22 protein-coding genes are annotated in these 24,797 nt (G+C 64.4%); 10 read left to right on the top strand and 12 right to left on the bottom strand.

The genetic code is table 11. The features are described 5' to 3' along the window. Nucleotides 1–22 precede the first annotated feature (22 nt). The 8 genes from P6U27_RS24715 to P6U27_RS24680 all read left to right on the top strand — a co-directional run bounded on the left by P6U27_RS24715 (nt 23) and on the right by P6U27_RS24680 (nt 9,111). Nucleotides 23–565, top strand: a complete 543-nt coding sequence (locus P6U27_RS24715) for a phosphonopyruvate decarboxylase (RefSeq protein WP_162500376.1) — start codon at nt 23–25, stop codon at nt 563–565. After that, nucleotides 562–1,152: a thiamine pyrophosphate-dependent enzyme gene (locus tag P6U27_RS24710; protein ID WP_122404332.1), complete on the top strand. Its 591-nt coding sequence runs from the start codon at nt 562–564 to the stop codon at nt 1,150–1,152. Before P6U27_RS24715 ends, P6U27_RS24710 begins: the two co-directional genes overlap by 4 nt. 158 nt (nt 1,153–1,310) lie before the next feature. Beyond that, on the top strand, nt 1,311–2,012 hold the full coding sequence (locus P6U27_RS24705; RefSeq protein ID WP_122404331.1) for a TetR/AcrR family transcriptional regulator: 702 nt from the start codon (nt 1,311–1,313) through the stop codon (nt 2,010–2,012). A gap of 1 nt (nt 2,013) precedes the next feature. After that, nucleotides 2,014–3,207, top strand: coding sequence for an efflux RND transporter periplasmic adaptor subunit (locus tag P6U27_RS24700; protein ID WP_122404330.1), 1,194 nt, complete (start codon nt 2,014–2,016; stop codon nt 3,205–3,207). Between the two features lie 70 nt (nt 3,208–3,277). After that, nucleotides 3,278–6,373 carry a MexW/MexI family multidrug efflux RND transporter permease subunit gene (locus tag P6U27_RS24695; RefSeq protein ID WP_122404329.1) on the top strand — a complete coding sequence of 1,032 codons (3,096 nt, stop codon included), beginning with the start codon at nt 3,278–3,280 and terminating at the stop codon, nt 6,371–6,373. Nucleotides 6,374–6,718: 345 nt separating this feature from the next. Then, on the top strand, nt 6,719–7,108 hold the full coding sequence (locus tag P6U27_RS24690) for a response regulator (protein WP_122404328.1): 390 nt from the start codon (nt 6,719–6,721) through the stop codon (nt 7,106–7,108). Continuing rightward, nucleotides 7,105–8,355 carry an adenylate/guanylate cyclase domain-containing protein gene (locus P6U27_RS24685; protein WP_407192731.1) on the top strand — a complete coding sequence of 417 codons (1,251 nt, stop codon included), beginning with the start codon at nt 7,105–7,107 and terminating at the stop codon, nt 8,353–8,355. The genes P6U27_RS24690 and P6U27_RS24685 overlap by 4 nt, the downstream gene beginning before the upstream one ends. 9 nt (nt 8,356–8,364) lie before the next feature. Continuing rightward, nucleotides 8,365–9,111 carry a hypothetical protein gene (locus P6U27_RS24680; protein ID WP_407192730.1) on the top strand — a complete coding sequence of 249 codons (747 nt, stop codon included), beginning with the start codon at nt 8,365–8,367 and terminating at the stop codon, nt 9,109–9,111. Nucleotides 9,112–9,274: 163 nt separating this feature from the next. Here the strand turns inward: P6U27_RS24680 and P6U27_RS24675 are convergent, their stop codons facing one another. From P6U27_RS24675 to P6U27_RS24620, 12 genes are all read right to left on the bottom strand, one after another. Then, complete coding sequence (locus P6U27_RS24675; RefSeq protein WP_407192729.1) at nt 9,275–10,162, bottom strand: ABC transporter permease; 888 nt, start codon at nt 10,160–10,162, stop codon at nt 9,275–9,277. A 3-nt stretch (nt 10,163–10,165) separates the two neighbouring features. Beyond that, on the bottom strand, nt 10,166–11,107 hold the full coding sequence (locus P6U27_RS24670) for an ABC transporter permease (RefSeq protein ID WP_407194477.1): 942 nt from the start codon (nt 11,105–11,107) through the stop codon (nt 10,166–10,168). A 157-nt stretch (nt 11,108–11,264) separates the two neighbouring features. Continuing rightward, nucleotides 11,265–12,776, bottom strand: a complete 1,512-nt coding sequence (locus tag P6U27_RS24665; protein ID WP_407121978.1) for an ABC transporter substrate-binding protein — start codon at nt 12,774–12,776, stop codon at nt 11,265–11,267. A gap of 40 nt (nt 12,777–12,816) precedes the next feature. After that, nucleotides 12,817–13,902, bottom strand: coding sequence for an ABC transporter ATP-binding protein (locus P6U27_RS24660; protein WP_122406765.1), 1,086 nt, complete (start codon nt 13,900–13,902; stop codon nt 12,817–12,819). A gap of 199 nt (nt 13,903–14,101) precedes the next feature. After that, nucleotides 14,102–15,091, bottom strand: coding sequence for an ABC transporter ATP-binding protein (locus tag P6U27_RS24655; RefSeq protein ID WP_122404324.1), 990 nt, complete (start codon nt 15,089–15,091; stop codon nt 14,102–14,104). Continuing rightward, nucleotides 15,088–15,798, bottom strand: a complete 711-nt coding sequence (locus P6U27_RS24650) for a DUF1028 domain-containing protein (protein ID WP_407121979.1) — start codon at nt 15,796–15,798, stop codon at nt 15,088–15,090. Before P6U27_RS24650 ends, P6U27_RS24655 begins: the two co-directional genes overlap by 4 nt. Nucleotides 15,799–15,807: 9 nt before the next feature. After that, nucleotides 15,808–17,613: a gamma-glutamyltransferase family protein gene (locus tag P6U27_RS24645; protein WP_407192728.1), complete on the bottom strand. Its 1,806-nt coding sequence runs from the start codon at nt 17,611–17,613 to the stop codon at nt 15,808–15,810. An 88-nt stretch (nt 17,614–17,701) separates the two neighbouring features. Then, nucleotides 17,702–18,691, bottom strand: a complete 990-nt coding sequence (locus P6U27_RS24640; protein ID WP_209295552.1) for an ABC transporter ATP-binding protein — start codon at nt 18,689–18,691, stop codon at nt 17,702–17,704. Then, entirely contained in the window at nt 18,688–19,674 is a 987-nt protein-coding gene (locus tag P6U27_RS24635) for an ABC transporter ATP-binding protein (protein ID WP_122404320.1), read from the bottom strand. The genes P6U27_RS24640 and P6U27_RS24635 overlap by 4 nt, the downstream gene beginning before the upstream one ends. A gap of 13 nt (nt 19,675–19,687) precedes the next feature. After that, the gene (locus tag P6U27_RS24630; RefSeq protein ID WP_122404319.1) at nt 19,688–20,650 is read right to left on the bottom strand and encodes an ABC transporter permease; all 963 of its coding nucleotides are present in this window, start codon (nt 20,648–20,650) and stop codon (nt 19,688–19,690) included. 1 nt (nt 20,651) lies between these two features. Beyond that, on the bottom strand, nt 20,652–21,632 hold the full coding sequence (locus P6U27_RS24625; protein WP_122404318.1) for an ABC transporter permease: 981 nt from the start codon (nt 21,630–21,632) through the stop codon (nt 20,652–20,654). A gap of 111 nt (nt 21,633–21,743) precedes the next feature. Then, nucleotides 21,744–23,342 (bottom strand): ABC transporter substrate-binding protein, encoded by a 1,599-nt coding sequence (locus P6U27_RS24620; protein WP_407192727.1) that lies wholly within the window; start codon nt 23,340–23,342, stop codon nt 21,744–21,746. A 394-nt stretch (nt 23,343–23,736) separates the two neighbouring features. Between P6U27_RS24620 and P6U27_RS24615 the strand changes: the two genes are divergently transcribed. After that, on the top strand, nt 23,737–23,994 hold the full coding sequence (locus tag P6U27_RS24615; RefSeq protein ID WP_122404316.1) for a DUF6489 family protein: 258 nt from the start codon (nt 23,737–23,739) through the stop codon (nt 23,992–23,994). After that, nucleotides 23,994–24,794, top strand: coding sequence for a triacylglycerol lipase (locus tag P6U27_RS24610; protein WP_122404315.1), 801 nt, complete (start codon nt 23,994–23,996; stop codon nt 24,792–24,794). Before P6U27_RS24615 ends, P6U27_RS24610 begins: the two co-directional genes overlap by 1 nt. Nucleotides 24,795–24,797 lie beyond the last annotated feature (3 nt).

Raw genomic sequence — 24,797 nt, 5'->3', positions numbered from 1 at the left:
TGCTAGCCGACCGGACGGGAAAATGCACGCACGCGCTGACGCTGCCGACACGGCGCCGAACTGGCCCGACGATATCTTCGCGACCTTGCAACGCTTCGACGTGCGACAGGTGCCTTACGTGCCTGACGCCGGTCATTCGAAGCTGATCCAGCGCGTGCTGGATTCCTCCACCATGCGCGGCATTCCGCTGACGACCGAGGAGGAAGGCGTGGCGCTGCTCGCCGGCGCGTGGGCCGGCGGACAGCGTGGCGTGCTGCTGATGCAATCGAGCGGCGTCGGCAATTGCATCAACATGCTTTCGCTGATCCCGATCCTGCGCTTTCCGTTCCTCACGCTGGTGACCATGCGTGGCGAGTGGGGCGAGTTCAATCCCTGGCAGGTGCCCATGGGTTCGACCACGCAAGGCGTGTTCGAGCTCTCCGGCGTCCAGGTATTGCGCGCCTCGCACGCAGCCGAGGTGCCGGCGGTGTTAGAGGCCGCCGCAGCCCAGGCCTACAACGCGCTTACGCCCACCGCCGTCCTTCTGTCGCAGCGCCTGATCGGCGCCAAGGTTTTCACCAAATGAGCAAGGCCAATCTCCTCGACCGCCGACAGGTGGTCTCCACCCTGCTTGCGAACCGCAAAGACGTCGTTGCGATCGGCGGCCTCGGTGCCTCCACCAACGACATGTGCGCGGCCGGCGACCATGCCCGCAACTTCTATCTCTGGGGCGGCATGGGCGGTGCGGCGATGATCGGGCTGGGTCTGGCGCTAGCGCAGCCGAAACTGCCGGTGCTGGTCATCACCGGCGACGGCGAGATGCTGATGGGCTTGGGCAGCCTCGCCACCATCGGGCTGCAGAAGCCCGCCAATCTCTCGATCGCCGTGCTCGACAACGAGGCCTATGGCGAGACCGGCGGCCAGACCAGCCACACCTCGGCTGCCGCCGACCTCGTCGGCGTCGCCCGGGCCTGCGGCATCGATGACAGCCGGGCCGTCACGACCATGGCGGAGGTCGAGGCCTTCGCCAAAGCCATCCATGAGGTGTCGGGGGGCCCGCGATTTGCCAATGTGAAGATCGATAGCGCCAATCTGGAGCGAATCCTGCCGACCCGGGACGGGACCTACGTCGTCAATCGGATCCGCGCCGACCTGGGCTTCCAGCCGATTTAGGCGGTCCGCCCCATCCTTTGCATCCTCTGCATCCTTTGGCATCTGTCCTGCACGCGTGCCGTGCAGGCTGGATATTCTCCACTAGCTTCACACCGCATGCAGGTTGCGATGCAACATAGTGCTTGACTTCTGCGTGGGTGAGTGCTTACTCACCCAGCATGAGCTCATTGCGTATGACGAGCGACCTGAGGCGTCAATTGATCCTCGGCGCCGCAAAGCGCTGCTTTGCCCGACACGGCTATAACGGCACCACGACGAAGAGCGTGGCGGCCGCCGCTGCCATTTCCGAGGCGTTGCTGTTCAAGCATTTCCCGTCCAAGGCGGCGCTCTACGCCGAAATCCTCAGCGACGAATGCGAGGCGGATCCGGCTTTGATCGAGCTGCTCGAGCGGGAGCCGTCGACCGCCACCCTCGTCGAAGTGATCCGTGGCATGGTCGAGCATTTCCTCGAGATCGTCGAGGGGCCGGACCAGGAAGAGGCGCAGCGCCTGCGACTGATGGCCACGAGTCATTTGGATGATGGCGAATTCGCCCGTCTGCTATATGCCAAGATCGAGAAGCTGATCGGGGCTGTCTTCGTCGCCTCGCTCGAGCGTGCGGTCGCCAGCGGTGACGCGCGGCCATTCAGCGGCGATCCGCTCAACCTGTTCTGGTTTGCACATCACACGGTGATGACGGCTGCGCTGACCAGGCTGCCGGCCACGCCTTGCCTCGCGTACGGCAAGGCTGGCGACCTCGAGCGGCAGCTCTGTGAGTTTCTCCTGAGGGGTATCGGACTTAACGACGCCGCAATTGCTTCGCATCTGGGCCGCAATCAGGCCGCAGGTGCTGGCAAGGCCGCGATTGCAGAAAGTGCATGACATGAACATCGTAGCCGAACACAAGATTTCGGGCGAACCGATCGACAACAAGGCTCCCAAGCGTCCGGTCCGGCCGGTGCGCTGGTTCATCATCGTCGGCACGCTGCTGGCCGTGCTCGTCGGTGGCCTCGTCTGGTTCAATTACTTCCGCGGCCAGATGATCAAGCAGTTCTTCGCCAACAACAAGCCGCCGCCGACGGCCGTCAGCGCAGCCGAGGCGAAGTCCGAGGTGGTGCCGAACCTGCTCACTGCGGTCGGCAGCCTTGTCGCGGTGCACCAGGTCGACGTCAGCGCCGACGTCAACGGTCGCGTCACCGAGATCAAGTTCGAGCCGGGCACGCATGTCGAGGCCGGCACGCCGCTGGTGCAGCTGTTCGACACGCCCGAGCAGGGCGACCTAGCCAGTTACAAGGCGCAGGCGACCGTCGCGCAGCTCTCGCTCGACCGCGCCAAGCAGCTGGCCTCTCGCCAGTTCGGCCCGCAGGCGACCGTCGACCAGGCGCAGGCCGCTTACGACCAGGCGCAGGCGGGCATTGCCAAAACCGAGGCGCTGATCTCGCAGAAGTTGGTGCGCGCGCCGTTCTCCGGCGATCTCGGCATGCGCAAGGTCGAGGTCGGCCAGTATCTGACGGCCGGCACGGCGATCGTCTCGTTGACCGACCTGTCGGAGCTGTGGGCCAACTTCACGGTGACCGAAAAGGATTCCGGCAGTCTCAAGGTCGGCCAGACCGTGCGGCTCAAGGTCGACGCCTATCCTGGTCGCACCTTCGAGGGCAAGATCACCACGATCGAGCCGCAGATCGCAGCCGACACCCGCAACATCCGCGTGCAGGCGACGATCGCCAATCCGGAGAAGATCCTGAAGCCCGGCATGTTCGTGACCACCACGGTGGTGCTGCCGGACAAGCCGGCGGTGATCACCGTGCCTGAAACCGCGGTCGACTACACGCTCTACGGCGACTCCGTGTTCGTGATCACCGAGAAGAAGGAAGCGGACGGCAAGACCAGCCTCTCGGCGGTACGCACCTTCGTGCAGACCGGCAACCGGGTCGAAGGCCGCGTCGAAATCGTCAAGGGCTTGAAGGCGGGCGACAAGGTCGTCGCCGTCGGTCAGCTCAAGCTGCAATCGGGCGCGCCGGTGTCGATCTCGACTGACCCGACCCCGGCAATCCCGGCGCAGGCGCCGCGGTACTGACACCTAACATTCGCGTGATCCGGCCAAGCCGGATCACGCTTCTTGAGACATAGAAATCGAGATCGCCGCGATGGCCTTTACCGATATTTTCATCAAGCGCCCGGTCCTGTCGGTCGTCGTCAGCCTGCTGATCCTGCTGATCGGACTGCGCGCGGCCATGGTGCTGCCGATCCGGCAATATCCGAAACTGTCGAACACGGTCATCAACATCACGACCGTCTATCCCGGCGCGTCCGCGGACCTGATCCAGGGCTTCATCACCACGCCGATCGAGCAGGCGGTCGCCTCTGCCGAGGGCGTCGACTACATCACCTCGTCCTCGGTGCTCGGCACCTCGACGATTCAGGTCTACATCAAGCTGAATTTCGATCCGAACCAGGCGCTCACCGAGGTGCTGGCGAAGACGAATTCGGTGAAGTACCTGATCCCGAAGGAGTCGAACGATCCGATCGTCACCAAGACAACGGGTCAGACCACGGCCGTGATGTATCTCGGCTTTTCGTCCGAGGAGCTGTCGGGCTCGGCCATTTCCGACTATCTGACGCGCGTGGTGCAGCCGGTGCTGTCGACCGTCGACGGCGTCGCCTCGGCCGACATTTTGGGCGGCCAGACGTTTGCGATGCGGCTGTGGCTCGATCCCGTGAAGATGGCCGGCCGCAACGTGTCGCCGGCCGACGTTGCCGCTGCCATTCAGGCCAACAACTTCCAGTCTGCGGCGGGTCAGACCAAGGGCTATCTGATCGTCTCGAACGTCTCGACCAATACGGGCCTGACCAATGTCGATCAGTTCAAGAAGATGATCGTGAAGGCCAAGGACGGCGGCTTCGTGCGGATGGAAGACATCGCCACCGTCGAGCTCGCGGCCCAGAGCACGGATGCCAGCGTCGCCTTCAACGGCGAGCACGCGATCTTCATCGGCGTGCAGGCAACGCCGCAGGGCAACCCGCTGACGCTGGTCAAGGGCGTTCGCGCGCTGTTCCCCGAGCTGGAGCGCAATTTGCCGCCCTCGATGAAGATGAAGGTCGCCTATGACTCGACCAAATTCATCCAGTCCTCGATCGACGAGGTGGAGAAGACGCTTGGCGAAGCCGTGATCATCGTGATCGTGGTCATCTTCCTGTTCCTGGCCTCGCTTCGCTCGGTCATCATTCCCGTCGTCACCATCCCGCTGTCGATGATCGGCGTCTGCACACTCATGCTGGCGCTGGGTTTCAGCTTCAACCTGTTGACGCTGCTCGCGATGGTGCTCGCGATCGGCCTCGTGGTCGACGACGCCATCGTGGTGGTGGAGAACATCCACCGCCATCTGGAGGAGGGCAAGTCGCCGGTCCAGGCCTCGCTGCAAGGCGCGCGCGAAATCGTGGGACCGGTCATCTCGATGACCATCACGCTCGCGGCGGTGTACGCACCGATCGGGTTCCTCGGCGGCCTCACCGGTTCGCTGTTCCGCGAATTCGCTTTCACGCTCGCGGGCTCGGTGATCGTGTCGGGCGTGATCGCGCTGACGCTGTCGCCGATGATGTGCTCGGTGCTGCTGAAGAACACCGAAGAGGGGCGCTTCGCCAAGCTCGTGAACCGGGTGTTCGGCGCGATCACGCGCTGGTACGGGCGCAAGCTCGATCGCTCGCTCGACTACAAGGCCATCACCGGCCTGTTCGCGATCACGATCCTCGGCCTCGTCGGCTTCCTCTACATGCACACATCGAAGGAGCTGGCGCCTGAGGAAGACCAGGGCATCGTGTTCGCGGTGACCAAGGCGCCGAAATACGCCAACATCGACTATCTCGATTTCTATGGCGAGAAGCTCGACAAGGAATTCGCAAAGTTCCCCGAGACCGATCTGCGCTTCGTGCTGAACGGCATCAACGGTCCGCAGGGCGGTATCGCCGGCATGCTGCTCAAACCGTGGGACGAGCGCAAGCGCTCGTCGATCCAGCTGAAGCCGCTGGTGCAGGCCGAGCTCTCCAAGATCGAGGGCGTGCAGGCCTTCGCGTTCAACCTGCCGCCGCTGCCGGGCGGACCGGGCGGCCTGCCGATCCAAATGGTGATCAACTCCACGGCCGGGTTCCAGACGGTCTATGAACAGATGGAGAAGCTGAAGGACGCCGCGCGCAAGAGCGGCATGTTCATCGTCTCCGACAGCGATCTCAACTTCAACCAGCCGAACGTGAAGGTGACGATCGACCGCACCAAGGCGCAGGACCTCGGCGTCAACATGCAGAACCTCGGCTCGACGCTCGCGGTGCTGCTCGGCGGCAATTACATCAACCGCTTCAATCTCGAGGGCCGGTCCTACCAGGTGATCCCGCAGGTGCCGCGCGCCAAGCGGCTGTCGCCGGAATCGCTCGGCGGCTACTACGTGACGACCAATACCGGTCAGCAGCTTCCGCTGTCGACCGTGGTGTCCATCGAGACCAAGACCGACCCGAATTCGCTGACCCACTTCAACCAGCTCAATTCGGCGACGTTCTCGGCCGTGCCGATGCCCGGTGTGACCGTCGGCGCCGCGGTGGACTTCCTCGAAGGCGAGGCCAAGAAGCTGCCGCAGGGCTTCAGCCACGACTATCTGGCGGACAGCCGTCAATACGTGCAGGAAGGCAACCAACTCGCGATCACCTTCGGTTTCGCCCTGATCATCATCTTCCTGGTGCTGGCGGCGCAGTTCGAGAGTTTGCGCGATCCGCTGGTCATCATGATCTCGGTGCCGATGGCGATCGTCGGCGCGCTGATCCCGCTGTTCTTCGGCGTGGCGACCATGAACATCTACACCCAGGTCGGTCTGCTCACTCTGGTCGGCCTGATCACCAAGCACGGCATCCTGATGGTGGAGTTCGCCAACGAGCTCCAGGTCAATGAACGGCTCGACCGCCGCTCGGCCATCGAGATGTCGGCCCGCATCCGCCTGCGGCCGATCCTGATGACCACGGCCGCGATGGTGACCGGCCTGATCCCGCTCCTGACTGCAACCGGCGCGGGCGCCGCCAGCCGATTCTCGATCGGCCTCGTGGTTGTCGCCGGCATGTCGATCGGCACGCTGTTCACGCTGTTCGTGCTGCCGGCAGTCTACGTGGTGCTGGCGACCGACCATCGCGCGGCGGCCGATTCCGAGCGGAACAAACAGGTCAACGAACTCGACCTTGGCACAAAGGTGTTGCGGCCGACCTGAGGCGCAACGCAAACCGGTCCCGAGGGCGGCAGCGGTCATCCGCTGCCGCCCTTTTCGTCGTGTCCCTGTATGGGCGGCATGCGGCTGCAGCCTCAGCCGCGGGACGGTTCCTTTAGCCCGCTTGCGAGAGGGAGCGGTTCTTCTTGCTGAAGCGCGAGATTAGGGTGAGTCGTCATTCGCGCTTTAGGTTATTGTCTTGGACATGGTCTTTTCGGAGAACCGCTGCACACTTTTCGGGGGCATGCTCTAGGCTCACCGCGGACGTGAACACCAAGGCAGGTGTAGTTTCCAAATCATGACGCTGCCGCGCATGATCGCGGCGGGCCGAACTACTGGAGGCAAGACTTGAACGTTTATATCCTGGTCGTCGACGACGAGCCGGACGTCGAAGCGCTGTTCCGGCAGCAGTTCCGGCGCGACCTGCGCGCCGGCCGCTTCCAGATGGAGTTCGCGCTCTCGGCCCCCGACGCGCTCAAGCGCGCCGCCGAGGTCCGCGATCCCTCGCTGATCCTGATCCTGTCGGACGTCAACATGCCCGGCATGAGCGGGCTCGACATGCTGCCGAAGGTGCGCGCCGCGCATCCGGACGTACCCGTCATCATGATTACGGCCTATGGCGACGCCGAGACGCGCCGAAAGGCGATCGAGCGCGGCGCCGTCGGCCTTCTTACCAAGCCGATCGACTTCGCGCTGCTGCGACAGGAGATCGACACGAGGCTCGAGCAAGCCGCATGACTGCGACCATCCTTTTCGTCGACGACGAGCCGGACCTCGAGGCGCTGATCCTGCAGAAATTCCGCAGGCAGATTCGCGATGGGCAGCTCGCGCTCATCTTCGCGCGCGACGGCCTGGAGGCGCTGGAATCGCTCGAGGAGAACCCGCATGTCGACATGGTGGTCTCCGACATCAACATGCCGCGGATGGACGGGCTGTCGCTGCTGGCAAAGCTCCAGGAGACCGAGGACAAGAAATCGACCGTCATCGTCTCCGCCTATGGCGACATGAGCAACATCCGCACAGCCATGAACCGCGGCGCGTTCGACTTCCTGACCAAGCCCATCGATTTCGCCGATCTGGAAGCGACGATCGATAAAACCATTCGCCACGTGGAGATGCTGCGAGAGGTGCGGCGCCGCCAGGTGGCGGCAGAGCGCGCCCATGCTGCGCTGTCGCGTCATTTTTCGCCTGAGCTCGCCAAGCGCCTGGCGGCCGGTGGCGAGGGTGAGGGGATCGAAGTGCAGTGGCGCAACGTCGCGACCATCTTCACGGATATCACCGGCTTCACCTCGCTGGTCGAAAGCGCGCCGCCCGAGACGCTGGGCGAGCTTCTCAACGAGTATGTCGGCGGGATGACCGAGATCGTCTTCGCGCACGAGGGGACCGTTGCCAAGATCATCGGCGATGCGATCCAGGTGCTGTTCAATGCGCCCGGCGATCAGCCGGACTATGCGACGCGTGCGGTTGCCTGCGCCCATGATCTCGACGCCTGGGCACAGGATTTTTGCGCCCGGCAGAAGGCCAAGAGTGTGAACATCGGCACGACGCGCATCGGCATCCACGCCGGGCCGGCGCTGGTCGGCAATTTCGGCGGCAACCGCTTCTTCGACTACACGGCCTATGGGGACTCCATCAACATCGCGGCGCGTCTCGAAGCAGCCAACAAATATCTGGGCACCCGCATTTGCGTCAGCGCCAGCGTGGCCGAAGCGGCCGAGAATTTTCAAGGGCGTCCCGTGGGCGACCTGATACTCCGTGGCCGCAGCGAACCGATGCGCGCGTTCGAACCGCTGCCGCAGGCCAAGTTCGAAGCGCCGGAAACGGCGCTTTATTCCGAGGCTTTCGCCAAGATGGAGGCGGGCGATGCCGGTGCCATGCCGGCCTTTGCCGCACTGGTCGGCATGCACGCCGACGATCCGCTGGCCGGTTTTCACCTGAAGCGCCTGCTCAACGGCGCCAAGGGCACTCGCATGCAATTGGAATAGGAGTCCGTCATGACGCGCGAATTCTCCGCCGGCAACTACCGTTTCATTCCTTCCGTGTTCCAGTATTCCGCGGGCGCCGCCGCGGATGAGGGCTACGAGATCGAGCGCGTCCGCTTCGATCGCCTGGTGCCGCTCGCGGAAGGGTTTGCGCTGGCCGCAAAATTCATCCAGGAGGCGGGGCGTCCGCTGACGGCGTTCTGCGCCTGCGAGCTGCGCTCACCGACGGCCTTCAGCGAGGAAGGCTTCCGCGCGTTCAACCTGCACTATGTGAAGACGCTGTCGGAATGGGGTATCTTCGATGGTACCAGCAATCCGGTTGCGCGCAGCAATGTCTGTCCGGAGATCGATCCGCCATCCGAGCCGTCCTTCTATGCGTTCTCCTTCACACGTCCGACGCGGTCAAACTTGCCGAGCTTCGTCATCGCCGGGGGCGCCGAGGCGCGCGAGGGCGGCGGCACCTATGTCGAGCGCACGGTGCGCTACCGCGACCTCAGCCCGGATGGGCTGCGCGAGAAGGTGCGCTTCACCACCACATCGCAGATGGAAAACCGGATGGCGGCCTTCGGCTTCGGCTGGAAGGATACGACCGGCGTGCAGGCCTATTCCGTGCACGACTTTCACCATGCGCTGGTGGACGAACTGGTCCGCCGCGGCGCGCTCCGCTCCGGCCTGACCTGGCACTTTGCGCGGCCGCCGGTGGTCGATCTCGAATACGAGATGGATTGCCGCCGCGTGATGCGGGAGGTGGTGATTTGATGCCGCCCCGCAGGTGATCTTTACCTCTCGGATCGCATCAAAGATGCGATCCGGGTGAGGGGTTATGGTCTCACACTGAGCGCTGCGGGCCCTCACCGGGATTGCTGCGCAATCCGACCTCTCCCCGTCGGGGAGAGGTCGAAGACCGCAGCCCGGCTCAACTTTAGCGCTGCCTCGGGTCGAGCGCGTCGCGCAGGCCGTCGCCGAGCAGGTTCAGCGACAGCACGACGAGGAAGATCGCAAGGCCTGGCCAGATTGCCATCCAGGGCGCCTGCGTCAGGAAGCGTTGTGCCGCGTTGAGCATGCTGCCCCACGACGGCGCCGGCGGCTGCTGGCCGAGGCCGAGGAAGGAGAGGGCCGCTTCGGCGATGATGGCCGCAGCGATCGAAAGCGTCGCCTGCACCAGCAGCGACGGCAGGATGTTCGGCAGGATGTGCGAGAACGCGATCCGCCAGGGCGGGTTGCCGAGCGCTCGCGCGGCCTCGACATAGTCTTCCGCCTTGACGCTCAGCACCTGGCCGCGGGTCAGCCGGATGAAGATCGGAGTTGCGGAGATGCCGATCGCAATCATGGCATTGCCGAGGCTCGGGCCGAGGAAGGCGGCGAGCGCGATCGCCAAAATCAGGAACGGGCAGGCCAGCATGGCATCGGTGATGCGGCTGATCAGCGCGTCGGTGAAGCCGCCGCGATAGCCGGCCAGCAGGCCCAGCGGCACGCCGATGCCGAGCGCGATCGCGACCGAGATGAGACCCGCGAGCAGCGAGGCGCGCGCGCCGTAGACGACGCGGCTCAGGATGTCGCGGCCGAGCTCGTCGGTGCCGAACCAGTGCGCTGCGGTCGGCGGCTTGCGTACCAGGCTCCAGCTCGTCGCGATGGGATCGTAGGGCACAACGATGGGCACAAAGACGGCAAGCGCGATGAACATCGCGATCACGACAAGCCCGAATACGGCTGCCTTGCGCTTGAAAAGCCGCCGCCGCGCGCGGCGCGCAGGGCTGTCCAGCTCATAGACTGGCGTGGCGGGGTTGGCTGGGAGCGTTGTGTCCGTCATCGCCTAGCCCCTCAGCCGCGGGTTGACGAGGATATAGGCGACGTCGGCGACGAGGTTCAGCGTGATGTAGACGGTGGCGGTCACCAGCACCACGCCCTGGACCACGGCGTAGTCACGGTTGAAGACGGCATCCACGATCAGCTTGCCGAAGCCGGGAATGGAGAAGATCTGCTCGGTCAGCACCGCGCCGGACAACAAGGTGCCGAGCTCGAGCGCGCCGAGCGTGATGATGGGCGTGAGCGCGTTGCGCATGGCGTGCTTGAGGATCACCACGCGCTCGGAAAGCCCTTTCGCGCGAGCCGTGCGGACGTAGTCGCTTTCCAGCACCTGGAGCATCGCGCTGCGGGTATGTCGCATCAGGATCGCGGAGATCGCGTTGCCGAGCACGAAGGCCGGCATGATGGTGGCGGCGAGACTCGCGCGCCAGTTCTCGGTGAGCGGCACATAGCCCGACGCCGGCAGCCAGCCGAGCTTGATCGAGAACAGGAAGATCAGGAGGATTCCCAGCCAGAAATTCGGCGTCGAGATGCCCCAGAGGGCGAACAGATTGGCACCATAATCCCATGCCGTTCCCTTCTTCACGGCGGAGACGATGCCGGCGGGAATGCCGATGAAGAACGCGATCAGGATCGCCATCGAGCCGAGCTGCAGCGTCACCGGCAGCTTCTGCGCGATCAGCTCGCGCACCGGCATCTTGTTGCGCAGCGACTCGCCGAAATCGCCCGACAGAACGCCCTTGAGCCAGTAGACGTACTGCACGGGAATTGGCTGGTCCAGCCGGTGTTGCCGGCGGATTTGCTCGATCACGGCGGGATCGCGCTCCTCGCCGGCCATCACCAAAGCGGGGTCGCCGGGCAGCAATTGTTGCAGCGAGAAGATCAGCAACGACACGAAGAACAGTGTCGGCACGATCTGCGCAATCCGGCGAGCGAGGAAGTTCAGCATGATGCCCCACGTGTGCCGGGCGCCGCGCAACATGCCATATTGCGCCGCTGAACCGGGACCCAGCAGCCGCGGTTCGCCGTCGCCATGGGCGCTGGCTCACCGGTGCAGCGCTTGTGCGCTGCGCCGCGTCCGGGACACGCGCACATCGCCAGCTCCATCACTTGAACTTCAGCCCGACCACGCGCACCAGCCCGTCGGGCATCTGCCGGTAGCCCTCGAGCTTCTTCGTGTGCGCGATCAGGAGTTTGCGGTGATAGATGTAGATGATCGGCAAGTCGTCGAGCAGGATTTTCGCCAGCTTCTCGTAGATCGCCTTCCGCTCCTCGACATTGGACGTCATGCGTCCGTCTTCCATGAGCTTGTCGGCGTCCGGATTCGAATACACGCCGTCGTTCTGCGGCGCCTTGCTGCGCATGAAGATGTAGGAATTGCCGTCGGGATCGATGCGGCCGCTCCAGTTGATCTGGAATATCTGGAACTCACCGGCCTGCGCCTGCTTGAACGTGGTCGCGAACTCGACGGCGCGGATCTTGATGTCGAAGCCCGCTTCCGCAGCCATCGACTGGATGACCTGTGCGACGGCCTCGTTCTCCGCCCCCTTGGGAATCATGTAGTCCACCGTCACAGGCGTGGTCACGCCGGCTTCCTTCAACAGTGCCTTTGCCTTCGCGATGTCGCGACCGTGGACCGGAAATGCCTTCTGATAATATGGATGCGTTGGGCTGACCCATTGATTGCCGGGCGTGAATTCGCCGTTGAAGACCACCTGATTGAGCGCTTCGCGGTCGATCGACAGATCGAGTGCCTGGCGGACCTTGGCCGACTGGCTCAGCGGTCCCTTGCTCTTGTCGTTGCCGATGTTGACGGTGAGGCCGTAATAGCCGAGCTCGGGCGCGGTCGACAGCACGAGCCGGGAATCGGCGCGCACGTCCTTGATGTCGGTGGCGAGCACGCGCTCGATCAGATCAAGCGCACCGGATTTCAGATTGGCGAGGCGCACCGTCGCGTCGACGATCGGCAGGAAGACGACGCGGTCGATATGAATGTTGTCCTTGTTCCAGTAGTCGGCGAATTTCTCGAAGACCATGCGGTCCTGCTGGACGCGCTCGACGAATTTGTACGGGCCCGCGCAGACCGGATGCAGGCCGAACTTGTCGCCGGCTTCCTTCGCCGCTTTGGGCGACACCATCATGCCGGACCGATCGGTGAGCTGGGCGATCAGGGGCGAGTAGGGAGTCTTGAGCACCAGCTTGATCGTGAGGGGATCGACCACCTCGACATGGTCGACGCTGGCAAGCTCCGACTTGCGGAACGAGGTCGGCAGCGTCATGTGGCGCTCGAGCGAGAATTTTGCGGCCTCCGCATCCAGCGGCTCGCCGTCGTGGAATTTGACCCCCGGGCGGAGCTTGATCGTCATCTCCTTGCCGTCGGCCGAGGTCTCATGGGAGAGCGCGAGCTGCGGCACGATGTTCAGCTTCTCGTCGATGTCGAACAGCTTGTCGCAGACCGCGGAGAACACGATGCGACCGACATAGGTGCGGCCGACACTCGGATCGAGGATGTCGGGGTCCTCGGCGATGCCGATGCGAAGCGTTGTCTGCGCCTGGGCCGTGCCCACGAGCGACGTCAGCAAAGCCGACGCCAGGATTGTCAAACGCATGAAGCTCATCGCTCTCAACCTCTGTTCTATGGCTGCCGGGTCTCGTCCTCTACGAACTAACCCCGCCGCTGCGTGCTGCTTCCGGGCCGCTGCTGAACGCGGCGACCAATTTTTCCAGAACCGGCGAGAAGCCGCCGTCGGACGGGACGATCGCCGCGGAAGACGGCAGTTCCGACGTTCGGTGGCAGGCCGTTGCATGTCCGGTGCCATCCGGTACGAGCTGCGGCATTTGAGTGCGGCAACGCTCGATCACATAGGGGCAGCGGGTGTGAAAGCGGCATCCCGTCGGCGGATTGAGCGCGCTGGGAATCTCCCCCTGCAGCACAATCCGGCTGCTCTTTGCCCGCGGTTTGGGCACGGGGATCGCGGACAGCAGTGCGCGGCTGTAGGGATGGCGCGGCGCGGCGAACAATGCGTCCGCCTCCGCGGTCTCGACGATCTGACCGAGATTCATCACCGCGACATGGTCGGCGATGTGCTTGACCACGGCGAGATCATGCGAGACGAAGATGTAGGCGAGACCAAGCCGGTCCTGCAGCGTGCGCAGCAGGTTGAGAATCTGCGAGCGGATCGAGACGTCGAGTGCCGAGACCGGCTCGTCGCAGATAATGAGCTTGGGTTCAACGGCGAGGGCGCGGGCAATCGCGATGCGCTGCCGTTGACCGCCGGAGAATTCATGCGGATAGCGCCGCGCCAGCCGCGGCTCCAGCCCGACCAGCCGCAGCAGCTCGGCGACCCGCGCGGCCCGCCGCGCCGCTGGAACGAGATCGTGCAGTACCAGCGGCTCGGTCAGGATCTGGCCGACGGTCATGCGTGGATTGAGCGAGGCGTAAGGATCCTGGAAGATGATCTGCGCTTCGCGGCGGAAGGCGCGCAAGCCGCCCGCGTCGAGCGAGAGCAGATCGCGGCCGCCGAAGCGAATCTTGCCGGCATCCGGCTCGATCAGCCGCAGCACCAGCCGGCTGACGGTCGACTTGCCGCAACCGGATTCGCCGACGAGCGCCAGCGTCTTGCCGGCTTCCAGCGAGAAGGACACGCCATCGACCGCTTTGACATGCGCCAGTGCCCGGCCGAACAGCGAGCGCTCGGCGACGAAATGCTTGACCAGGCTCTCGACCTCGAGCAGCGCGGTCATCGCGTCTGCTCCTTGCGGACCCAGGTCTCGTGTCCCGGGCGCGGCGCAACACGCCTGGAGATGCGAAGCATCGTCCAGTGTGTTGCGACGCTGAACCGGTACCCAGCCTGCCGCGACGTGGGCCCCGGTTCAGCAGCGCACCACGGCGCTTCGCTTGTGCTGCGCTGCGCCCGGCGCACGAGAGGAGAGAGCCGCGCCATCACGACACCAACGGTTCGAGCGGCGCGCGGATGCAGCGCGAGAGATGGCCCGGGCTGATCTCCACGAGCGGCGGCGGCGCCTTGGTGCAGGCGTCCAGCATGAAGGGACAACGCGCGGCGAAGCGGCAACCGGCGGGCGGCTGGGCCATGTTCGGCACCATGCCCTCGATCGTTGCCAGCTGCTCGGCGCGATGGTCGAGCCGCGGGATCGAGCCGAGCAGGCCGACCGTGTAGGGATGCTGCGGCGCGGAGAACAATTCATCCACCGGTGCGCGTTCGACGATCTCGCCGGCATACATCACCGCGACCTCGTCGCAGACCTCGGCGACGACGCCGAGATCGTGGGTGATCAGGATGATCGCAGCACCGCTTGCCGCCTTCAGCTCGCGCATCAGCTCCAGGATCTGGGCCTGCAGGGTGACGTCGAGCGCGGTGGTGGGCTCGTCGGCGATGAGGAGGCGAGGGTCGCAGGCGAGTGCCATCGCGATCATCACGCGTTGGCGCATGCCGCCGGAGAGCTTGTGCGGATATTCGTCGATGCGCCGCTCGGGCGAAGGGATGTGGACCCGGCGCAGCAGCTCGATTGCCCGCTCGCGTGCGCTCTTCCGCGACCCGCCACGATGACGCAAAATGGTCTCGATGATCTGGTCGCCGATCGTGAAGCTCGGATTGAGCGAGGTCATCGGCTCCTGGAAGATCATCGCCAGCCGATTGCCGCGCAGGTCGCGCAGCGTCTCGTCGGGCGTCGTCAGCAGGTCGAAGCCGTCAAAGCGGATCGCGCCTGATATCTCGGCGCTCTGTTTCGGCAGCAGGCCCATGATCGCGAGCGACGTCACGCTCTTGCCGCAGCCGGATTCGCCGACGAGACCGAGCGTCGCGCCATTGGCGACGCTGAGATCGACGCCGTCCACCGCGTGAGTGACGCGGCCGTCGTCGCCATGAAAGCGAATGCGCAGATCGCTGATCTCGATGAGAGGGCTGGCGCTCATGATCCTCTCGCGCGCGCCGCAGCGATGCTGGCGTCGATGACACTGCGATCGGTATTGCCCGCGGGATTCCGGCGCGTCGGCAGCGAGTCGCGAAAATGCACCCAGAGCTCGTGGCTGACGCGCTCGAGCCGTTCGAGCTCGCCGAGCGGATCGGGATGGTCGTCGGCGCGAATGTCGAGGGCCGGCCATTCCTCCTCGCGATGGATCACGAGCGCGGCCGATTGCTTGCCGCGCTTGTCGCCGCCGGCGGATTCGCCCGCGCGCATCGCCGCGAGCAGGCGGCGCGGGAAGGGCAGGCTGTCATTGGCGATATAGGTCTTCGCGGTCTCGTCCAGGACATCGGCGCCGGCGAGCATGTTGCCGGCGATCGAAAAGCCGCTGCCGGCGATATGGCCGCACCAGTCGATGCAGTCGCGCCCGGTGTGAGCCGCGATCTCGCCGCTCGCATCCATGATGTGGATTTGGCGGCTTTCGCGGCCGTCGTCGGTCGTCAGGAGCGTGGCGAGCACGTCGTGTGCGTTGAGGCCCTCGCGCAAGAGCTTGACGCCATCAATGCCGTAGTAGGGATTGACGAAGGCCTGCGTCGCGATCGCGCCGAGGCCGGCGGCGATGTAGGGCACACGCGCGCCGACCGCGAAGAACCGGGTCGCAACGGCGATGCCGAACTGGCCGGTGGCAGGATCGCGCGCGATGATCGACCAGGTCATGTGTTGCCTTCAGCGTCCCGCGGCGTAGCCCTGCATGCCGCGCGGATTGGCGGCAGCGCGGCGGCGGACCCCGACGCGCGAGGCCGCGGTGAGGCGGCCTTCCGACCAATCGGGGCCGACCTCGACGATATGCCCGCGCTCGCGCAGATTCTCGATCGTCGCCTTCGGCACGCGATTCTCGACCACGAGCACGCCGGGGCGCGCGGTGCGCGGCCAGAACGAGATCGGGAAATGCTCGGAATGCCAGGCCGGTGCGTCGATGGCTTCCTGAAGATTGAGGTTGCAATGGACGTGGCGCAGGAAGAACTGCGTGATCCACTGGTCCTGCTGATCGCCGCCGGGCGAACCCCAGGCGAGATAGGGCTCGCCGTCGCGTAGCGCCATGCTCGGCGACAGTGTCGTGCGCGGCCGCTTGCCCGGCGCGAGCGCGGCGGGATGGCCTTCCTCCAGCCAGAACATCTGGGCGCGGCTGCCCAGGCAAAAGCCGAGCTCGGGAATGATCGGCGAGGATTGCAGCCACCCGCCGGACGGTGTTGACGAGACCATATTGCCGGCCTTGTCGATGATGTCGAAATGCACGGTGTCGCCGCGCACCTCGCCAAAACGTCCCACGGTGGGCTCGCCGGCGCCGAGCGCGCCGACGGCCTCGCGTTGGCCTTCGGCACGGCGCAGCTTGATCTCGCCGCCAAAGCCCTCGACAGAGCCGGGCCGGAAATCGAGCGAAGCCTTGTCGGTGACGAGCTTGCGCCGCTCGTCGTTATAGGCATCAGACAATAGCGTTCCGATCGGAATCTCGGTGAACTTGGGATCGCCGTAGAACTTTTCGCGGTCGGCGAAGGCGAGCTTGGCGCATTCGATCTGGAGGTGGATGAACTCCGGTCCGGTCGGATCGAGCCCGTCGAGGGCAAAGCCCTTGAGCAGCGCGAGCTGCTGCAGGGTCACCGGCCCCTGGCTCCAGACGCCGGCCTTGCAGACGGTGTAGCGGCCATAGTCGTAGGTGAGCGGGGCCTCGATCGTCGGCTGCCAGCGTGCCATGTCGTCGGCGGAAAGCACGCCGCGATGCGGGGAGCCACTGACGTCCATCACGTCCTGGGTGCGGCAGAACTTGTCGATGGCTTCTGCGACAAAACCTTGCGACCAGGCTTTTCGCGCACGCTCGATCTCGGCGTCGCGGCCACCGCCGCCGCTCTCGGCTTCGCTGAGGATGCGGGCGTAGGTCGCAGCCAGCGTCTTGTTGGTGAAGAGAGTGCCGGGCTTCGGCACCTCGCCGTTCGGAAGGTACACCGCAGCCGAGGTCGGCCAGTGCTTGCGGAACAGCTGCTCGACGGTCTGGATCGTGGCGCAGGCGCGCTCGACCAGCGGATAGCCATCGCGCGCATAGGAGATCGCGGGCTCCAGCACGTCGCGCACCCGCATGGTGCCGTAGTCGCGCAGCAGCATCATCCAGGATTCGAACGTGCCGGGGACGCAGGCGGCGAGCAGGCCGGTGCCCGGCACCATGTCGAGACCCTCGCTCTTGTAATGCGCGATGGTGGCGCGTGCCGGTGCGGGGCCCTGGCCGCAGATCACCTCGGTGCGGCCACGCTTCACGTCGTGCACGATGATAGGCACATCGCCGCCGGGGCCGTTCAGATGCGGCTCGACCACCTGAAGCGTGAAGGCGGTCGCGACACCGGCATCGAAGGCGTTGCCGCCCTTTTCCAGAATGCCCATGCCGACGGCCGTCGCGATCCAGTGCGTGGTGGCGACGACCCCGAACGTGCCCTCGATCTCGGGCCTCGTCGTGAACGGATCGGGATTGATATTGCTGCCCATGGGACTTTCACCACCTTATTTTCGGCGCGCGCAATTGATCACAGCCGATGCGTCGCCGCCAATGCGCAGGTTGCATGGCACGCGCGCGTCACGCCGTGACCGGCGCGGTGTTGACCGCGTGGCAGGCAACGCCGTCGATCAGTTCCGGCGTCTCCTTGCGACAGAGATCGAACGCCAGCGGACAGCGCGGATTGAAGGCACAGCCGGAGGGCGGATTGATCGGGTTCGGAATCTCGCCCTTGACCGGAATGCGCTGGCGGCCAGACATCGCGAGGTCAGGCACGGCTCCCAGCAGCATCTTGGTGTAGGGCATGCGCGGGCGGGAAAACAGCTCGCGTCCCTCCGCGATCTCGACGATGCGGCCGAGATACATCACGCCGACGCGGCTCGCCATGTGGCGGACTACGGCGAGGTTGTGGCTGATGAACATGTAAGTCAGGCCGAACTTGTCCTGGAGGTCGCGCATCAGATTCAGGATCTGCGCCTGCACGGAGACGTCGAGGGCCGAAGTCGGCTCGTCACAGACGATGAACTCGGCATCCGATGCGAGCGCGCGTGCGATCGCGATGCGTTGGCGCTGACCGCCGGAGAATTCGTGCGGATATTTCAGCCGGTCGTCGGGGTGCAGGCCGACGAGGCTGAGCAGCTCGCCGACGCGGGCCTGGATGTCGCGCTCGCCCTGGATCAGGTCGAAGGCGCGGATCGGCTCGGAGATGATGGCGTCCACACGGAAGCGCGGGTTCAGGCTCGCATAGGGGTCCTGAAAGATCATCTGGATGCGACGGCGCAGCTTTCGCCGCGCTGGGGCCTGCCGCGGATCGGTCATGGAGATGCCGTCGATCAGGACGTCGCCGGAGCTCGGCGGCAACAGGCCGACGACCATACGCGCCACCGTGGTCTTGCCGGAGCCGGACTCGCCGACCAGAGCAAACGTCTCGCCCTTCCGGATATCGAAGGTGACGTGATCGACCGCCTTCAGATATTCGAGCTGCCCGCCTTCCAGCACACGGTTGAGCCACGGTTTCGAGACATCGAAGACACGGCGCAGATTCTTGGCCTGGACGAAGGGAACGCTCATGCCGCGCTCTCCGCCGGCACGGTGTCATAGAGATGACAGGCGACGGATTGCGCGCCGCGCGGCAGCGGCTCCGGCCGTTCGACACGGCAACGATCGAAAGCGAAGGCGCAGCGCGGATTGAACGAGCAGCCGCGCGGGATGGCCGACAGCCGCGGCATGGAGCCGGGAATCTGCACGAGGCGCTTGTCGTCTCCGGCGAGCGTCGGGATCGCGCCCATCAAACCTTTGGCGTAGGGATGCAGCGGGTTCTTCACGACGTCCTGCACCGGGCCGATCTCGGCGACGCGGCCGGCGTACATCACCGCCACCCGATCCGACGTCTCCGCGATCACGCCCATGTCGTGGGTCACCAGCATCACGGCGGTGCCGTGGTCGCGGCCGAGACGCTTGATCAGGGAGATGATCTGCGCCTGCACGGAGACGTCGAGTGCGGTGGTCGGCTCGTCCGCGATGATCAGCTCGGGCTCGGCGCAGATCGCGAGCGCGATCACCACGCGCTGGCGCATGCCGCCGGAAAACTCGTGGGGATAGCCGTCGATGCGCTTTTCCGGCGCGGGAATTCCAACCTCGGCCAAGAGGTCGATGGCGCGGCGCCGCGCGGCCGCTTCGGATAGATTGAGATGGGTCCGGATCGTCTCCACGATCTGGTCGCCGACCTTGTACAGCGGATTGAGCGAGGTCAGGGGATCCTGGAAGATCATTCCGATCCGCTTGCCCCTGACGCGGCGCATCTCCTCGGGCGGCAGATTGTCGATACGCAGGCCCGCCAGACGAACCTCGCCGCCGGCGATACGCCCGGGTGGATCGATAAGGCCGATGACCGAGAGGCCGGTCACGGATTTGCCCGCCCCGGATTCGCCGACCACGCCGAGCACCTCGCCCTTGGCGATATCGAAGGAGACGTCGTTGATGGCGCGCAGCGTGCCGCGGCGGGAGGCGAACTCAACCTGGAGATTGCGCACGGAAAGGACGGGTTCGGTCATGGGCGAGGCATACTCATCGAAGCTTCGGGTTGAGCGCGTCGCGCAGCCAGTCGCCGAGCAGATTGATAGACAGGATCAGCGCCGCGAGCGCGAGCCCTGGAAAGGCGACGATCCACCATTCGCCTGCGAAAAGATAGCCGTTGCCGATGCGGATCAGCGTGCCGAGCGACGGCATGGTCTCGGGCATGCCGGAGCCGAGGAACGACAGCGTTGCCTCGGTGATGATGGCAAGCGCGAGGTTGATGGTGGCGATCACGAGGATTGGGCCCGTGGTGTTCGGCAGCACGTGGCGCAGCATGATCACGGGTGCGGGCAGGCCAATCAATTGGGCGGCGGCGACGTAATCTTTGTTCTTCTCGACCAGGACCGAGCCACGCACTGTGCGCGCATACTGCACCCAAAAGCTCAGACCGATCGCAAAGACCAGGACCGCCAGCATGCTCATCTCGTCGAGCTTGTTGCCAAAGACCGACTTGGCGATGCCGTTGATCAAAAGCGCAATGAGGATAGCCGGGAAGGAGAGCTGCACGTCGGCGATGCGCATGATCAATCCATCAACGGCACCGCCGAAATAGCCGGCCGTCAGTCCAAGCAGGATGCCGATCGCACCGGAGAGCACGACGCCGAGCACGCCGACGAGAAGCGAGATGCGCAAGCCGTAAAGGATTGCGGACAGGACGTCACGGCCCTGCTCGTCGGTGCCGAGCAGGAAGGGGCTCTGACCGTCGGCGGTCCAGAGCGGGGAGATGCGAGAATTCATCAACTGAAGCTGCGCCGGGTCGAATGGATTTTGCGCCGACAGCACCGAGGCGAAGATCGCGAGCAGAAAGAACAGCAGCGTCACGCCGGCCGCGATCATGGTGACCTTGGAGCGGCGGAACGAATAGAACAGGTCGCTGTCGAGCGCACGCCTGAACCGGCCAGGCGCGGCCGCAGCGCGCTTCTCAGTCGTATGTGGAACGACGGCTTCGCTCATGTCAGTGCGCCCGGCTAACCGTCGAGCGCAGCCGCGGATCGACGATGGTGTAGAGAATATCAACCACGAGATTGATGGTGACGAAGATCAGGGACACCATCATCAGATAAGCCGCCATGATCGGGATATCGACGTTCTGAACGGCCTGCACGAACAGGAGCCCCATGCCCGGCCACTGGAAAACGGTCTCGGTGATGATCGCGAAAGCAATGACCGATCCAAACTGCAGGCCGGCCACGGTGATCACGGGAACCAGCGTGTTGCGCAGCGCGTGGCCGAAATGGATCGCGCGCGTGGTCAGCCCGCGGGCGCGGGCGAATCGGATGTAGTCGGTCCGCATCACTTCCAGCATCTCGGCGCGTACCAGCCGCATGATCAGCGTCATCTGGAATAGTCCCAGCGTGATCGAGGGCATGATCAGGGCTTTCAACCCGGAGAGTGTCAGCAGGCCCGTCGTCCACCAGCCGATATGCACGACATCGCCGCGACCGAACGAGGGCAGCCAGCCGAGTGTCACCGAGAAGAGATAGATCATCAGGATGCCGATCAGGAAGGTCGGCAACGAGATGCCGATCAGTGAGACGGCCTGGAATACGTGCGCGAGCCAACTGTCGCGGCGCAGTGCCGAATAAACTCCCATCATGATGCCGCTGATCATCGCGAAAATGGTAGCGCAGATCGCGAGTTCCAGCGTTGCAGGCATCCGCTCCATCAACAGATTGGTGACCGGCAGACGGAATTGGTAGGATACGCCGAACTTGAACTGTGCGGCGTTGCCGACATAGCGGCCGAACTGCACGATCACGGGATCGTCGAGTCCGAGAGACTTGCGGATCGCGGCGCGTTCGGCGCCCGACGTATCCATTCCGACCATCTGGTTCACGGGATCGCCGGCAAAGCGGAACATCGAGAACGCGATGATCCCGACGGCGATCATGACGCCTATGGCCTGAATGGCCCGGCGCAGTGTGAAAGCGAGCATCTGTTCCTTTCACATGTCTTCAGCAGCACGCATCATCGCGTTAGCCCGAAACGGCAAGTCCCGGAAGCCAAATCCCGTAATGGCTTCCGGGACTTCACAACTTGTCGACACCTACTCTTCCTGCTTGGTCGCCCAGTAGAGCATGACCATGTTGTCCGCACGCTGGGTCAGCTTCACTTTCTTCGACACGCCCCAGGCGAGCGCCTGCTGGTGCAGCGGGATATAGGCCCAATCCTTCATCGAGAGCTCGAAGGCCTGCTTGATCAGGAGATCGCGCTTGGTCGAGTCGGATTCAACGAGGACCTTGTCGGCGAGCTCGTCGAACTGCTTGTTGCAATAGCCGGCGAGATTGGCTTCGCCGCGGTTCGGATCCTTCGGATCGTCCCGGCAGCCCATGATGTCGTGCAGCACGTTCTGGGAATCGAGCGTATCCGGAGTCCAACCCAGCATGAACAGCGAGGTCTTGTAGCCGCCGGGCTTCAGCACCTTGGCGAAATACTGGGCCTTGGGTTGCGCCAGCAGGTCCACCTTGATGTTGATGCGGGCGAGCATTCCGACGATGGCCTGACAGATCGCGGCGTCATTGACGTAGCGATCGTTCGGGCAGTCCATCGTCACTTCGAAACCGTCCGCATAACCGGCGTCTGCCAGAAGCTTCTTGGCGGCGTCGGGATCGAACTTCGGCCGGGTGAAATCCTTCGAGGGAAAGATCTCTGGTGCGACCATCAATGCGGACGGCGTGGAGAGCCCGCGCATGACGCGATTCTTGATCAGGTCGACGTCGATTGCCCGGTAGACGGCTTCGCGGACGCGAACGTCCTTGAACGGGTTCTTGCCCTTGACGTTGGAGTACAGGAGCTCGTCGCGCGCCTGATCCATGCCAACGAAGATGGTGCGGAGCTCAGGTCCCGTCAGCGCTGTGGCGTTGGGGCTCGCTTTAACGCGCTCGATGTCTTGGACTGGAACCGGCTCGATCACGTCGACCTCACCCGACAGTAGGGCTGCGACACGCGTGGCCGGGTTTGCAATCGGCGTGAAGATGATCTCCTTCAGATTATGCTCCGGCTTGCGCCACCAGTTCGGGTTGACCTTGAAGACGGTCTTCACGCCCGGCTGATGGCTCTCGATGATGAAGGGGCCGGTGCCGTTTTCATGAAGCGAGGCGTAGCTCGGGGTCGTTGCGGCGGCGGGCGTCGGTGCCACCGCATCGTTCGCCTCTGCCCATTTCTTGTCCATGATGTACCAGGTCGCCCACAGCGCCGTCAGGATGGGATTGGGCGAGGTCAAGATGAAATCGACGGTGTAATCGTCGATCTTGACGACCTTGGCATCGGCGGGAATGCGGCTCTGGAAATTCGAGCCCTTTGCCCGGACGCGCTCGGCCGAGAACACCACGTCGTCAGCGGTGAAGGGGTCGCCGTTGTGGAACTTCACACCTTTGCGCAGGTGAAAGCGCCAGCGCGTCGGCTCTGGCGTCTCCCAGCTTTCGGCGAGCGCTGGGATGATCTTCAGGTCCTTGCCGCGGGCAACCAGGCCCTCATAGACATGGCCGAGATGGGCACTGGTGGTGGATTCGTTCAGCGTGTAGGGATCGAGCGACTTGAGCTCACCCTGATTGGCGTAGCGCAGCGTCTGGCTCGACGCTGGCGAAACTGCCAACGCAAGCACACCGGCGAGCGTCGCCGCAAAAAGACTTCGTCCGACTGACATTCTTGACCCTCTCCACTTGCCCGCACCGTGATTTTTGATTGTTCGGCGGGGCCGATCGATCCATGTTGCCCAGAGTTCTCGACCCGTGCAAGCGCCATTCCAGCAAGGAACGCGCCAACTTGCACCGCTGTGCAGCAATGCTGCCCGGCAATCCAGGGAGGCCGCCGCCGCCAACGACATCTTTGACCTGTGAAGTCTCGGGAAGAAGGGAGACTGGCCCCGCCGGCCCTCTGCGTTTCGGCCGTCCGCCTGCGGCCTCGACCGGGCGATTTGATTGACCATATCGGTCGATTGCCGAAGCGGGCCCCCCGCGGCTTCCCCTCAGGTCGCTTGCGTTGCACGCCGCGTCGCGGTGATACTTGGGCAGGCCGCTCGAATCTCATCAGGAGGGGACATGAAAGTTAACATCGAAATAGACTGCACTCCCCTCGAGGCCCGCCAGTTCTTCGGATTGCCGGATGTCTCGCCGATGCAGATTGCCGTCATGGACAAGCTGCAGCAGCAGGTCTTGAGCAATATCGACAAGGTCTCGCCGGAATCGCTGATCCAGAGCTGGTTCACCTTCGATCCCAAAATCGCAGAGCGGTTTCAGGACATGTTCGTTGCGATGGCCGGCCTCGGTAGCACGCGCAGCGGCGACAAGAAGAAATAGTGCGAGCCGGACGGAACGGGGAGCAGGATCCAGGCCGGCTTCGGCCGCCAGCTCTCGGCCTCCTGCTGGCCGAAGCCCGTGGACTGTTCGAGTTCAACGCGAGCCTGCTGCTCTCGCCGCTCCTGATGCGCGCACCAAGGGGCGACGGCCATCCGGTGCTGGCGCTGCCCGGCTTCCTCGCCAGCGATCTCTCGATGGTGCCGCTGCGGCGTTATCTCAGCGAGCTCGGTTATGAGGCACATGCCTGGCGGATGGGCCGCAATCTCGGCGGGCTCGGACGGATGCGGGATTCGCTGCGCGCCCGCTTGACCGAAATCCATGCCGCCTCAGGACGCAAGGTCAGCCTGATCGGATGGAGCCTCGGGGGCGTCTATGCCCGCGATCTCGCGCTTTGGGCGCCCGATAAGGTCCGCTACGTCATCACGCTCGGCAGCCCCTTTGCCAACGATGTGCGGGCGACCAACGCCACGCGGCTCTACGAGGCGCTGTCCGGCGAGAGGGTGGAGGATTTTGCGGAAGCGCGTGAGGCGATTGCCGGCGATCTGCCGGTGCCGGCGACATCCATCTTTTCGCGGGCCGACGGCGTCGTGAACTGGCGGACCTGTCTGCTCGGCCCATCCGAGCGAGCCGAGAACATCGAGGTGCATCTGGCGAGCCATGTCGGGCTCGGCGTGAACCCCGCGGTGCTGTGGGCCGTGGCGGACCGCCTGGCGCAACCGGAGGGAGAGTTCTGGCCATTTGACCGGGCAGGGCCGTTTGCCATTGCATATGCCCCTCCGGACCGGGCAGTATCGGCCTGACGA

It is taken from the genome of Bradyrhizobium sp. STM 3566 (genome assembly GCF_045571445.1).
GTDB lineage: Bacteria > Pseudomonadota > Alphaproteobacteria > Rhizobiales > Xanthobacteraceae > Bradyrhizobium > Bradyrhizobium vignae.
This window is presented reverse-complemented; position numbering and strand designations above follow the sequence as displayed.